Below are 12,964 nucleotides of genomic sequence, written 5' to 3' on the forward strand. Positions count from 1 at the left end.
CGGTTACTCACCGTCAAGGATGCGGAATTCGGCACTGCGCGCGTGGGCGGTCAGCGACTCGCCGCGGGCCAGGATCGAAGCGGTCTTGCCCAGCTCGGAAGCGCCCGGCGCGGAGCAGAAGATGATCGAGGAACGCTTCTGGAAATCGTATACGCCCAGCGGCGAGGAGAAGCGCGCAGTACCGGAAGTCGGCAGCACGTGGTTCGGCCCCGCGCAATAGTCGCCCAGCGCCTCGGCGGTATAGCGGCCCATGAAGATGGCGCCGGCGTGGCGGATCTTCGGCAGCCAGCTTTCCGGGTCGGCCACCGACAGCTCCAAGTGTTCAGGGGCGATGCGGTTGGCGACCTGGCAGGCCTGTTCCTGGTCGGCGACGAGGATCAGCGCGCCACGGTTGGTCAGCGAAGTACGGATGATCTCGGCGCGCTCCATGGTCGGCAGCAGCTTCTCGATGCTGGCGGCGACTTTGTCGAGGAAAGCCGCGTCCGGGCTGACCAGGATCGACTGGGCATCCTCGTCATGCTCGGCCTGGGAGAACAGGTCCATGGCGATCCAGTCCGGATCGGTGCCGCCATCGCAGACCACGAGGATTTCCGAAGGGCCGGCGATCATGTCGATGCCGACCTGGCCGAACACGTGGCGCTTGGCGGTGGCGACGTAGATGTTGCCCGGGCCGACGATCTTGTCCACCTGCGGCACGCTCTCGGTGCCATAAGCCAGCGCGGCTACGGCCTGGGCACCACCGATGGTGAAGACGCGGTCGACGCCGGCGATACAGGCAGCGGCCAGGACGATTTCGTTGATCTCGCCACGCGGAGTCGGCACCACCATCACCACTTCGGCGACACCGGCGACCTTGGCCGGAATGGCGTTCATCAGCACGGAAGACGGATAGGACGCCTTGCCGCCGGGCACGTACAGGCCGGCGCGATCCAGCGGGGTGACCTGCTGGCCGAGCACGGTGCCATCGGCTTCGGTGTAACGCCAGGAGTCCTGCTTCTGCTTCTCGTGGTAGCTGCGCACGCGTTCGGCGGCCGTTTCCAGCGCCTCGCGCTGGGCCGGGGTGATGCGGGTCAGGGCCAGTTCCAGACGCTCGCGCGGCAGGATCAGGTCGGCCATGGTCTTGGCGTCGACGCCGTCGAAGCGCTGGGTGAACTCCACCACGGCGGCATCACCGCGCTTGCGCACATCGGCGATGATGTCCAGGACACGCTGGTTCACCGACTCGTCGGACACGCTTTCCCAGGAGAGCAGATGGTCCAGATGACGCGCGAAGTCCGGATCGGCGGCGTTGAGTCGACGGATAGCGAAGGGTGCGGTCATAGCTGGCCTCTTTAATTGGCATGATCTCGGGCGCCGCAAGACTATCAAGCCTTCCGTGCGGGCACCCGAGAAAATTTGGCTATGACACGGATAGGCTGCCGCGACCGGAGTCGCGGTGGGTATCAGTGACGGTGTCGAGCTTCGACGGCGTCGCGCAGGGTGTCGATCAGGGCCTGGATGCGAGCGTGCTGCATCTTCATCGAGGCTTTGTTCACGACCAGGCGCGAGCTGATGTGCGCGATCAGTTCCTGGGGCTCCAGGCCGTTCGCACGCAGGGTGTTGCCGGTGTCGACCACGTCGATGATCTTGTCGGCGAGGCCGACCAGCGGCGCCAGCTCCATGGAGCCGTAGAGCTTGATCACGTCGACCTGGCGGCCCTGCTCGGCGTAGTAGCGCTTGGCGACGTTGACGAACTTGGTGGCCACGCGCAGGCGGCCCTTGGGCTCCGGCGCGCCGACCGCACCAGCGGTCATCAGCTTGCAGTTGGCTATCTTCAGGTCCAGCGGCTCGTAGAGACCCTGGCCACCGTACTCCATGAGCACGTCCTTGCCCGCGACACCAAGGTCGGCGGCACCGTGCTCGACATAGGTCGGCACGTCGGTGGCGCGCACGATCAGCAGGCGCACATCATCGAGGGTGGTGGGGATGATCAGCTTGCGGCTCTTGTCCGGATTCTCGGTCGGCACGATGCCCGCCGCTGCAAGCAGCGGCAGGGTGTCGTCGAGGATACGGCCCTTGGACAGGGCAATCGTCAGCATTGTCTGGTTCTGCCTTAGCCCGGCACGCGGCGAATCTTCGCCCCGAGCAGTTGCAGTTTCTCTTCGATGCACTCGTAACCACGGTCGATGTGGTAGATGCGGTCGATCATGGTATCGCCATCGGCCACCAGAGCGGCGATCACCAGGCTGGCGGAAGCGCGCAGGTCGGTCGCCATGACCGGTGCGCCCTTGAGCTGCGGAACGCCGGTAACAATGGCGGTATTGCCTTCGACCAGGATCTGCGCGCCCATGCGGTTCATCTCGTAGACGTGCATGAAGCGGTTCTCGAACACGGTCTCGATGACCGCGCCGGTGCCTTCGGCGATGGCGTTCAGGGAGATGAACTGTGCCTGCATGTCGGTCGGGAATGCCGGGTACGGCGCAGTGCGGATATTCACCGCCTTCGGCCGGTTGCCCTTCATGTCCAGCTCGATCCAGTTGTTGCCGGTGGTGATGTGCGCACCGGCCTCGACCAGCTTGGCCAGGACCGCTTCGAGGATGGTCGGATCGGTGTCCTTGAGCTTGACGCGGCCACCAGTGGCCGCAGCGGCGACCAGGTAGGTACCGGTCTCGATGCGGTCGGGCATGACGTTGTACTTGGCGCCGCCACCCAGACTTTTTACACCGTTGATCACGATGGTGTCGGTGCCAGCGCCCTGCACATCACCGCCCATGGCGTTGATGAAGTTCGCCAGGTCGACGACCTCGGGCTCACGCGCGGCGTTTTCCAGCACGGAGCGGCCATTGGCAAGGGCTGCGGCCATCATGATGTTCTCGGTACCGGTCACGCTGACGGTATCGAAGAAGAAATGCGCGCCGAGCAGGCCGCCGGCCGGGGCCTTGGCCTTGATGTAACCGCCTTCAACGGTAATCTGCGCACCCATGGCCTCGAGGCCGCGAATGTGCAGGTCCACCGGACGCGAACCAATGGCACAGCCGCCGGGCAGCGCGACTTCGGCCTCACCGAAGCGGGCAACCATCGGGCCGAGCACGAGGATCGACGCACGCATGGTCTTCACCAACTCGTACGGCGCGACCAGGGTCTTGATGGTGCTGGCGTCGACTTCGACGTTGAGTTTCTCGTCGATGATCGGCTGCACGCCCATGCGACCGAAAAGCTCGATCATGGTGGTGATGTCGTGCAGGTGCGGCAGGTTGCAGACGGTCACCGGGGTGTCCGCCAGCAGGGTGGCGGCGAGGATCGGCAGCGCCGAGTTCTTCGCGCCGGAGATGCGGATCTCGCCATCGAGACGAGTGCCGCCGGTAATGATCAGTTTATCCATTGCTAATTTCCCCGTGGGCTCAGGAACGCTCGGCCCAGGCGGCGCGGCTGAAGAATTTCATGGTGACGGCATGGATGGCGCCCGAGGCGATCCACTCGTTCAGGTGGGCATAGATCTGTTGCTGGCGCTTGACCGGGCTCAGACCGGCGAGCTCGTCGCTGATCAGGTTCAGCTGAAAATTGCAGCCTTCGCCTTCCACTTCGATCTGGGTACCTGGGAGTTTCGATTCCAGGAAGTTTTTGACTTCTACGGCCTGCATGCTCAACCTCGTTCGGCGCCCTACGCGCGCGGGTCGGCCATGATACAAAAAAGCCCCCCGCCTGCGAACCCCGGCAGGGGAAGTCGCGGACGGAGGGCCTTCTTAGTGTTTCAATGCTGTAACGGCAGGATCTCCAGGAGCTCGCCAACCTTGGCGATTTCCTGCATGTCCTTGGGCAGGCCGGAAATCTGCAGCGTCTTGCCGGCCTTGCGCGCATCACGGGTATACGACAGCAGCAGCGACAATCCGACGCTGCTGGAGCGCTCCACCGCCGAGCAATCCAGGTGCAGCGCACTGGCCTTGCTCGCGGCGATCAGCCGGGCGCCCTGCTGACGCAGTGCGGGGCCGGAGCTGTAGTCCAGCACGCCGGAGAGGGCCAGTTCGCCCTCGACGCGCTCCGTGATACTGCCCTGATTCATTCTGCGCCGCCTTCCGGCTGGCCCTTGGCAGCGTCCTTGGCCTTGGCGACTACCTGACCCCAACCAGCAATGGTGGCCTCCAGGTCGTTGCGGTTCTTCTGCATGGAATCAGCGAACTGGTCACGGAACAGCTTGCCGATGTTGATGCCGTTGATGATCACGTTACGCAGGCGCCAGTTGCCGCCCTGGTTGACCATGGTGTACTGCACCGGATAGACGGCGCCGTTGCCGCCGACCACTTCCATGTTCACCGAAGCGCGATCCTGCTCCTGCTTGCCGGTGTTCAGCACGCGGATGTCCTGGTTGTCGTACTCCAGCAGCGCATTGCCGTAGAACTGGAACAGGCTGTTCTTGAAGGTTTCCTCGAAGCGCTTGACCTGTTCCGGCGAGGCCTGGCGGGAGTATTTGACGGTCATCACGCCCTTGGCGATGCCCTCGGAGTCCACCACGGGGCCGAGGATGCGGTTCAGGGTGTCGTAGAACGCCTGGGGATTGGCCTTGTAGCTGGCCTTGTTGGTTTTCAGGTCCGACAGCAGGCTGTCGACGGTCTGCTGCACGACCTGCTGAGCGGTCTGCTCGGCCTGGGCAAACAGCGGCAGGATCGCAAGCAGAACCAGGAAGCCACGGCGCAAGGTTTTCAACATGGAGTGAGTCCTCATTTCTTCGAGTCGTCTTTGTTGACCGAATTCAGCAGGAACTTGCCGATCAGGTCTTCCAGCACGAGTGCCGACTGGGTGTCCTTGATGGTATCGCCTTCCTTCAGCAGCTCTTCATCGCCACCGACACTGATGCCGATGTACTTCTCGCCCAGCAGGCCGGCGGTCAGGATGGAGGCGGTAGAGTCGTCCGGCAGGTTGTTGACCTGGCGATTGATCTCCATGGTCACACGACCACGATAGCTGTCATGGTCCAGGTCCACCGCAGTGACCTTGCCGATGGTGACACCCGCCATGGTGACCTTGCCGCGCACGGTGACGCCGGCGATGTTGTCGAAATAGGCGTACAGCTTGTAGGTATCGCCCGAATTGCCGATGGTCAGTCCGCTGACACGCAGGGCCAGCAGCAGCAGGGCCAGCAGGCCGGCCAGAATGAACAGGCCTACACCGATTTCCAGGGTGCGGGTTTGCATCAGAAGTCTCCAAACATCAAGGCGGTCAGGATGAAGTCCAGCCCCAGCACTGCCAGGGAGGCATACACAACGGTACGGGTGGTGGCGCGGCTGATCCCTTCGGAGGTGGGTTCACAGTCATAGCCCTGGAACACGGCGATCCAGGTCACGACGAAGGCGAACACCACACTCTTGATCACGCCATTGAGAATGTCCTTGGTGAACTGCACGCTGTTCTGCATGTTCGACCAGTACGAACCGTCATACACACCCAACCAGTCCACGGCGACCAGGGCTCCACCCCAGATGCCGACAACACTGAAGATAGCCGCCAGCAGCGGCATCGAAATGAAGCCGGCCCACAGGCGCGGAGCGATGATGTACTTGAGCGGATCGACACCGATCATCTCCAGGCTGGACAACTGCTCGGTGGATTTCATGTTGCCGATCTCGGCGGTCAGCGCGGAGCCGGCACGACCAGCGAACAACAGACCGGTCACCACCGGCCCCAGCTCACGCAGCAGCGTCAGTGCGACCATCTGGCCGACCGCCTGCTCCGAACCATAGCTCGCCAGGATGTTGTAGCCCTGCAGGGCCAGCACCATGCCGATGAACAGGCCGGAGACAACGATGATCGCCAGGGACAGCACACCCACCGAATATAGCTGCTTGACCAGCAACTGGAAGGCGCCGCTGTGTACGCGGCGGCCGAAGATGGCATGCACCAGAAACAGGCCCGAGCGGCCCAGCGACTCGAGGACATCGAGCCCCGCGCGCCCGAGCAGGCGAACTCGCTCGAGCGATGAAGTCTTGCGCATCAACGTTCTCCCAGCAGGTCGGCGCGGTAATCGCGAGCAGGATAGTGGAACGGCACCGGACCATCAGGAATGCCCTTCATGAACTGGCGCACCCGCGGATCATCGAGACCCTTCAGGTCCGCCGGCGTTCCGTGACCGAGCACGCGACCGTCACCGACGATATAGATGTAGTCGGCGATGCTCGCGGTTTCCGCCAGATCGTGAGACACCACGATGGAGGTGATCCCCAGGGCATCGTTGAGCAGACGGATCAGGCGCACCAGCACGCCCATGGCGATCGGGTCCTGGCCCACGAAGGGCTCGTCATACATCAGGATCTGCGGATCCAACGCAATGGCGCGGGCCAGCGCCACGCGGCGCTTCATGCCGCCGGACAGCTCGTCCGGCATCAGTTCCACCGCTCCGCGCAGGCCCACGGCCTGCAGCTTCATCAGGACGATGTCACGAATCATGTCTTCCGGCAGCTCGGTATGCACCCGCAGCGGGAAGGCGACGTTCTCGAAGACATCGAGGTCGGTGAACAGCGCCCCGCTCTGGAACAGCACGCCAAACTGCTTGCGCATGTCGAACAGATCGCTGCGACCCAGCGACGGGAGATTCTGGCCGTTGACCCACACTTCGCCGCTCGCCGGGCGCAGTTGGGCGGCGATCAGTCGCAACAGGGTGGTCTTGCCACATCCCGAGGGCCCCATGATCCCGGTGACCTTGCCGCGTGGAATGCGGATGTCCACGTTATCGAAAATCTTACGCGTGCCACGCTTGAAGCTCAGGCCCTTCAGCTCGACCGCGTATTGGTCATTGGTGCTCATAGAACTCCTTTCATCACGGCGCTGTCCGTTGCCCCGTCTGTCATACGGCAGAAACACGGCGCGGCAGGCCGAACGGCCGCGAACTATAACACCCCGCGAAGCCGCGCCCCAAGGGCTGCTAAGCCGTCGTTAAGGACCAGTTCAGCAAAATGCGCTCAACATTGAGATGCCAGTGATGAAGCCTTTGCCGCTTTCCCGTTATAATCTCGCACTTCATTTTGCCCCGCGCCTTTCGAACATGAGCCAGAAACACGATTTCATCCAGTCGGCACAGCGCACCATCCGCCTCGAGCGTGACTCGGTGGACGCCCTGCTGCCGCGCATCGGCGCCGATTTTTCCCTGGCCTGCGAGCTGCTGCTCGACTGCAAGGGCCGCGTCGTCGTGGTCGGCATGGGCAAATCCGGCCATATCGCCCGCAAGATCGCCGCCACCCTGGCCAGCACCGGCACGCCGTCCTTCTTCGTACATCCAGCCGAGGCCAGCCACGGCGACATGGGCATGATCACCAAGGACGACGTCGTCCTGGCCCTGTCCAATTCCGGCTCCACCGCGGAAATCGTCACCCTGCTGCCGCTGATCAAGCGCCTGGGCATTACCCTGATCAGCATGACCGGCAACGCCGAGTCGCCGCTGGCCAAGGCCGCCGCGGTCAACCTGGACGCCAGCGTCGAGCACGAAGCCTGCTCGCTGAACCTCGCGCCGACCTCCTCCACCACGGTTTCCCTGGTGATCGGTGATGCGCTCGCCATCGCCCTGCTGGAAGCCCGCGGCTTCACCGCCGAGGACTTCGCTTTCTCGCATCCGGGCGGCGCACTGGGCCGTCGATTGTTGCTGAAAGTGGAAAACATCATGCACGTGGGTGAAGCATTGCCGCAGGTTTCCCCCGGCACGTCGCTCAGCGGCGCGCTGCTGGAAATGACCCGCAAGGGCCTGGGCATGACCGTCATCCTCGGAGACGACGGCAAGCTGGCCGGCGTCTTCACCGACGGCGACCTGCGCCGCACCCTGGACAAGGGCCTGGACGTGCGCCAGGTGAGCATCGACCAGGTCATGACCGTGCACGGCAAGACTGCCCGCCCGGACATGCTCGCCGCCGAAGCCCTGAAGATCATGGACGACCACAAGATCAACGTACTGGTCGTGGTCGACGACAAGGACCACCCGGTCGGCGTCCTCCATGTCCACGACCTGACCCGTGCGGGAGTCATCTGAATGACTGCCGACCTGCTGCAACGCGCGAAAGCGGTCCGCCTGGCGGTATTCGACGTAGACGGCGTGCTCACCGACGGCAAGCTCTACTTCCTGCCTGACGGCGGCGAGTTCAAGACCTTCAACACCCTCGACGGCCAAGGCATCAAGATGCTCATGGCCACGGGCGTGCGCACCGCGATCATCACCGGCCGCTCGAGCCCGGTGGTCGAGCGCCGGGCGAAGAACCTGGGCATCAACCACCTGTTCCAGGGCCGCGAGGACAAGCTGGTCGCCCTGGACGAGTTGCTTGCCGAACTGGGTCTAGGCTATGAAGAAGTCGCGTACCTGGGTGACGATCTGCCCGATCTGCCGGCCATTCGCCGTGCCGGATTGGGCATGGCGGTCTCCAGCGGCGACGCCTTCGTGCGCCAGCATGCCGACGGTGTGACCCAGGCCCGTGGCGGCGAAGGTGCCGCCCGCGAGTTCTGCGAACTGATCCTGCGCGCCCAGGGCAACCTCGAAGCTGCCCAGAACGCGTACCTCTAGAGCCGAACATGCCCAAGACTTTCCAACAGAAGCTGTTGCTCGCCCTGATCACCATCCTGCTGATCGCCCTCGGCTATTACTGGAACGTGCGCCTGGACTTCAACGAGCGGCAACTCAAGTCGCAGACCAGCGACGCGATCGACTTCTATGTGGTGAATGCCAAGAGCGTTCAATACCGCCTCGACGGTTCCCTCGCCTACGAGATGACCGCCGACAAACTCGAACACCTGAAAGCAACCGACGTGACCCTGGTCACCACGCCCGACCTCTTCTTCCACCGGGAGAACGAGCCTCAGCCGTGGCATGTCCAGAGCGTTCGCGCCGAAGTGGCCCCCGAAGGCAAGCAGGTCGAGCTGATCGATGACGTGCGTGTTGCGCGCACCGACGCGCAGCAACGCACGCTCCTGCTCAACACCTCGCGCATGACGGTGTTCCCAGACAAGGACTATGCGCAGACTGACCAGCCCGTGAAGATCACCGAACCCAACGGTGTGACCACGGCAGTTGGCATGAAGGCGTATCTGAAAGACAGCCGGATGCTCCTGCTGTCCAACGTAAGAGGTCAGCATGAGGCTCGTTAACACCCTCCCCCTTCTTTTCAGCCTCGCCGCCGCCATTGGCAGCGCTGCCGCCTGGGCTCTTCCCACCGACCGGGAACAGCCGATCCGTGTCCAGGCCGACAGCGCCGAACTGGATGACAAGCAGGGCGTTGCTGTCTATCGCGGCGACGTGGTGGTAACCCAGGGCAGCATGAAGCTGACTGGCAACACCGTTACGCTCAAGCAGAACAAGGACGGCGAGATCGAGGTCGTAACCTCGGTCGGCAAGCCCGCCTACTTCGAACAGAAGCCGGCGCCGGACAAGCAGATCACCCAGGCCTACGGCTTGACGATCCAGTACTTCGTCACGCAGAACCGCGTCGTACTGATCGACCAGGCCAAGGTAATCCAGGAAGGCAACACCTTCGAAGGCGAAAAGATCGTCTACGACACCCAGCGCCAGATCGTCAACGCAGGCCGTGCCACCGGCTCCCAGGTGACCACGCCGCGCCCGCGTATCGACATGGTCATCCAGCCCAAGAAAAAGCAGGATCAAGCGCAGTAATGGCTACGCTAACCGCCCAGCACCTCGCCAAGAGCTACAAGAGCCGGCAAGTCGTCCGCGACGTCAGCATGAGCATCGAGAGCGGGCAGATCGTCGGCCTGCTCGGCCCCAACGGAGCGGGCAAGACCACCTGCTTCTACATGATCGTCGGCCTGGTTCGCGCCGATCAGGGCGTGGTGCGCATCGACGAGCAGGACGTCACCCACCTGCCCATGCACGGCCGCGCGCGCGCCGGCATCGGCTACCTGCCGCAGGAAGCCTCGATCTTCCGCAAGCTGTCGGTGGCGGACAACATCGGTGCCATCCTGGAAACCCGCAGCGACCTCGATCGCGCCGGCCGCCAGGAAGCCCTGGAGGGCCTGCTCGAGGAGTTCCACATCCACCACATCCGCGACAACCTTGGCATGAGTCTGTCCGGCGGTGAGCGTCGCCGCGTAGAAATCGCCCGCGCCCTGGCCAGTTCGCCGAAGTTCATCCTGCTGGACGAACCCTTCGCCGGCGTTGACCCCATTTCCGTGGGGGACATCAAGCAGATCATCCATCACCTCAAGGCCAAGGGCATCGGTGTGCTGATCACCGACCACAACGTCCGCGAGACCCTGGATATCTGCGAAACGGCGTATATCGTCAACGACGGCCAACTGATCGCCGAAGGCAGCGCCGAGAGCATCCTCGCCAACGACCTGGTGAAGGAAGTCTACCTGGGCCACGAGTTCCGCCTCTAAGGCCCTGCGCCGCGCCCTTCCCAGGGCGTGGCAGCTCCACCTCTTCCCTGCGCGTGGCGCGGCTCGTCGGCCGTTCCGCGATGCATTCGGCTGCCTGTCCTGCCCGGGCGCAACCGGGTTGTAACGAAAGGTCGACAGCCCCTAGGCAAAGCGTCCAAACTCAGGCATATAATTTGCTTCCTCGCGGCACCCCGGTGTCCGTAGTCGTGGATATGGCGCGCTTCGCGCCAGCGAACAAGGTGCCTAGTTCCAGCCATGAAACCATCGCTAGTCCTAAAGATGGGCCAGCAGCTGACGATGACCCCGCAGCTGCAACAGGCCATCCGACTGCTCCAGCTCTCCACGCTGGACCTCCAACAGGAAATCCAGGAAGCCCTGGAGTCCAACCCGATGCTGGAGCGCCAGGAAGAAGGCGAGGATTACGACAACAGCGACCCCATGGCGGACGGCGCCGAGTCAGGCGCCAACGGCACCACCAGCAGCTCCCAGGACAATTTCCAGGAAAGCACAACGCCCAATGCCGACAGCCTCGATGAGGACCAGTGGGCCGAGCGCATCCCCAACGAGCTGCCTGTAGACACTGCCTGGGAAGACATCTACCAGACCAGCGCCAGCAGCCTGCCCAGTAACGATGACGACGAGTGGGACTTCACCTCCCGCACCTCAGCCGGCGAAAGCCTGCAGAGCCATCTGCTGTGGCAGCTCAACCTCCTGCCGATGTCCGATACCGACCGCCTGATCGCCCTGAGCATCATCGACGGCATCACGGACGACGGTTACCTCGACGAGTCCCTCGACGACATCCTCGCCTCCATCGATCCGGAACTGGGCGTGGAGATGGACGAAGTGGAAGTCGTGCTGCGCCGCGTACAGCAGCTCGAACCCGCTGGCGTCGGTGCACGCAACCTGCGCGAGTGCCTGCTGCTGCAGCTGCGCCAGCTGCCCACCAAGACTTACCTGCTGGCCGAGGCTATCCGTCTGGTCAGTGATCACCTGGACCTGCTCGGCAGCCGCGACTACAGCCAACTGATGCGCCGCATGAAGCTCAAGGAAGACGAGCTGCGCGAGACCATCGAGCTGATTCAGTCGCTGCATCCGCGCCCGGGCTCGCAGATCGAATCCGGCGAAGCCGAATACGTGGTCCCGGATGTCATCGTGCGCAAACACAACGAGCGCTGGCTGGTGGAGCTGAACCAGGAAGCGGTGCCGCGCCTGCGCGTCAACTCGCAGTATGCGGGCCTGGTACGCCGCGCCGACTCCAGCGCCGACAACACCTTCATGCGCAACCAGCTGCAGGAAGCGCGCTGGTTCATCAAGAGCCTGCAGAGCCGCAACGAAACGCTGATGAAGGTGGCGACGCAGATCGTCGAGCACCAGCGCGGCTTCCTGGAATACGGCGAAGAGGCGATGAAGCCGCTGGTCCTGCACGACATCGCCGAGGCGGTGGGCATGCACGAATCGACCATCTCCCGTGTCACCACGCAGAAATTCATGCACACGCCGCGTGGCATCTTCGAGCTGAAGTATTTCTTCTCCAGCCACGTCAGCACCTCCGAAGGCGGCGAGTGCTCGTCCACCGCGATCCGCGCAATCATCAAGAAACTGGTCGCGGCGGAAAGTCCGAAAAAGCCATTGAGTGACAGCAAGATCGCTGGTTTACTGGAGGCACAGGGCATTCAAGTGGCACGTCGTACCGTCGCCAAGTACCGGGAGTCCCTAGGAATCTCTCCCTCGAGCGAGCGCAAGCGACTGGTGTGACGTTGATCCACGCCAAGGTGTTCCGGCGGCAGGCCCCATAACCTGCCACTTACACACGGGCAATAAGGAGAAAGCGGTATGCAAGTCAACATCAGTGGACATCAACTGGATGTGACCGACGCCCTGCGCGACTATGTCGGCGAGAAACTTGGCCGACTGGAGCGCCACTTCGACAAGATCACCAATGTTCAGGTCATCATGGAGGTCGAGAAGCTGAAGCAGAAAATTGAAGCCACCCTCCACATCGCCGGTGGCGAAGTGGTGGCCTGCGCCGAACATGAAGACATGTACGCGGCCATCGACCTGCTCACCGACAAGCTCGACCGCCAACTGATCAAGCACAAGGAAAAATACCTCGAACGCCAGCAAGGTGTTGGCGTCCGTTAACCCCTCCCTATGATCCGACTTGAGCAAATCCTGACCCCCGGCCGTTCCCTCGTGAACGTGCCGGGAGGCAGCAAGAAACGTGTCCTCGAACAAATCGCCAACCTGGTGGCTCGCGAGCTGCCGGGTTTCGATTCCCAAGACATCTTCGACAGCCTGGTGGCCCGGGAACGCCTGGGCTCCACCGGCTTCGGCAATGGCATCGCCATTCCGCACTGCCGCCTCCCCGGCTGCCAGTCGCCGATCAGCGCCATCCTGCACCTTGACCACCCGGTAGACTTCGACGCCCTCGACGGTGCGCCGGTGGATCTGGTGTTCGTGCTGCTGGTGCCGGAAGCGGCCACCGAGGAGCACCTGGAACTGCTGCGGCAGATCGCCTCCATGCTCGACCGCTCCGACGTCCGCGACCGCCTGCGTCACGCCGCCAACGGCGAGGACCTGTACCGGATCGTCGTGGACTTCCAGAACAACGGGCACTGAT

The 12,964-nt window shown here is 63.2% G+C and carries 17 protein-coding genes; 8 read left to right on the forward strand and 9 right to left on the reverse strand.

The features are described 5' to 3' along the window. Positions 1-3 precede the first annotated feature (3 nt). The 9 genes from hisD to AC2T4A_RS29010 all read right to left on the reverse strand — a co-directional run bounded on the left by hisD (position 4) and on the right by AC2T4A_RS29010 (position 6,774). Positions 4-1,320 (reverse strand): histidinol dehydrogenase, encoded by a 1,317-nt coding sequence (gene hisD, locus AC2T4A_RS28970; protein WP_416744854.1) that lies wholly within the window; start codon positions 1,318-1,320, stop codon positions 4-6. A 122-nt stretch (positions 1,321-1,442) separates the two neighbouring features. Continuing rightward, positions 1,443-2,078 (reverse strand): ATP phosphoribosyltransferase, encoded by a 636-nt coding sequence (gene hisG, locus AC2T4A_RS28975; RefSeq protein ID WP_416744853.1) that lies wholly within the window; start codon positions 2,076-2,078, stop codon positions 1,443-1,445. Between the two features lie 14 nt (positions 2,079-2,092). After that, entirely contained in the window at positions 2,093-3,361 is a 1,269-nt protein-coding gene (gene murA, locus AC2T4A_RS28980; RefSeq protein WP_416744852.1) for a UDP-N-acetylglucosamine 1-carboxyvinyltransferase, read from the reverse strand. Between the two features lie 19 nt (positions 3,362-3,380). Then, positions 3,381-3,620 carry a BolA family protein gene (locus AC2T4A_RS28985; RefSeq protein WP_017518139.1) on the reverse strand — a complete coding sequence of 80 codons (240 nt, stop codon included), beginning with the start codon at positions 3,618-3,620 and terminating at the stop codon, positions 3,381-3,383. 110 nt (positions 3,621-3,730) lie between these two features. Continuing rightward, positions 3,731-4,039 (reverse strand): STAS domain-containing protein, encoded by a 309-nt coding sequence (locus tag AC2T4A_RS28990; protein ID WP_416744851.1) that lies wholly within the window; start codon positions 4,037-4,039, stop codon positions 3,731-3,733. Next, a complete protein-coding gene (locus AC2T4A_RS28995; RefSeq protein WP_416744850.1) occupies positions 4,036-4,683 on the reverse strand; it encodes a Tgt2/MlaC family protein in 648 nt (215 codons plus the stop codon). Before AC2T4A_RS28995 ends, AC2T4A_RS28990 begins: the two co-directional genes overlap by 4 nt. A gap of 11 nt (positions 4,684-4,694) precedes the next feature. Further along, positions 4,695-5,168: an outer membrane lipid asymmetry maintenance protein MlaD gene (gene mlaD / locus AC2T4A_RS29000; RefSeq protein WP_045209590.1), complete on the reverse strand. Its 474-nt coding sequence runs from the start codon at positions 5,166-5,168 to the stop codon at positions 4,695-4,697. After that, a complete protein-coding gene (gene mlaE, locus AC2T4A_RS29005; RefSeq protein WP_169941676.1) occupies positions 5,168-5,965 on the reverse strand; it encodes a lipid asymmetry maintenance ABC transporter permease subunit MlaE in 798 nt (265 codons plus the stop codon). Before mlaE ends, mlaD begins: the two co-directional genes overlap by 1 nt. Next, positions 5,965-6,774 (reverse strand): ATP-binding cassette domain-containing protein, encoded by an 810-nt coding sequence (locus AC2T4A_RS29010; protein WP_416744849.1) that lies wholly within the window; start codon positions 6,772-6,774, stop codon positions 5,965-5,967. Before AC2T4A_RS29010 ends, mlaE begins: the two co-directional genes overlap by 1 nt. Positions 6,775-7,012: 238 nt before the next feature. On the opposite strand from AC2T4A_RS29010, the gene AC2T4A_RS29015 reads away from it, so the two are divergent. From AC2T4A_RS29015 to ptsN, 8 genes are all read left to right on the forward strand, one after another. Next, positions 7,013-7,987, forward strand: coding sequence for a KpsF/GutQ family sugar-phosphate isomerase (locus AC2T4A_RS29015; RefSeq protein ID WP_416744848.1), 975 nt, complete (start codon positions 7,013-7,015; stop codon positions 7,985-7,987). After that, entirely contained in the window at positions 7,988-8,512 is a 525-nt protein-coding gene (locus AC2T4A_RS29020) for a KdsC family phosphatase (protein WP_416744847.1), read from the forward strand. 8 nt (positions 8,513-8,520) lie between these two features. Continuing rightward, complete coding sequence (gene lptC, locus AC2T4A_RS29025) at positions 8,521-9,093, forward strand: LPS export ABC transporter periplasmic protein LptC (protein ID WP_486742391.1); 573 nt, start codon at positions 8,521-8,523, stop codon at positions 9,091-9,093. After that, on the forward strand, positions 9,080-9,616 hold the full coding sequence (lptA, locus tag AC2T4A_RS29030; protein WP_486742392.1) for a lipopolysaccharide transport periplasmic protein LptA: 537 nt from the start codon (positions 9,080-9,082) through the stop codon (positions 9,614-9,616). Before lptC ends, lptA begins: the two co-directional genes overlap by 14 nt. Then, entirely contained in the window at positions 9,616-10,341 is a 726-nt protein-coding gene (gene lptB, locus AC2T4A_RS29035; RefSeq protein ID WP_037009811.1) for an LPS export ABC transporter ATP-binding protein, read from the forward strand. The genes lptA and lptB overlap by 1 nt, the downstream gene beginning before the upstream one ends. Before the next feature lie 255 nt (positions 10,342-10,596). Next, positions 10,597-12,099, forward strand: a complete 1,503-nt coding sequence (locus AC2T4A_RS29040; protein ID WP_416744844.1) for an RNA polymerase factor sigma-54 — start codon at positions 10,597-10,599, stop codon at positions 12,097-12,099. A 78-nt stretch (positions 12,100-12,177) separates the two neighbouring features. Continuing rightward, a complete protein-coding gene (hpf, locus tag AC2T4A_RS29045) occupies positions 12,178-12,486 on the forward strand; it encodes a ribosome hibernation-promoting factor, HPF/YfiA family (protein WP_017518151.1) in 309 nt (102 codons plus the stop codon). 9 nt (positions 12,487-12,495) lie between these two features. After that, complete coding sequence (gene ptsN / locus AC2T4A_RS29050) at positions 12,496-12,963, forward strand: PTS IIA-like nitrogen regulatory protein PtsN (protein WP_037009823.1); 468 nt, start codon at positions 12,496-12,498, stop codon at positions 12,961-12,963. Position 12,964: the final 1 nt, after the last annotated feature.

It is taken from the genome of Pseudomonas sp. PVC-3-1 (assembly GCF_057444315.1).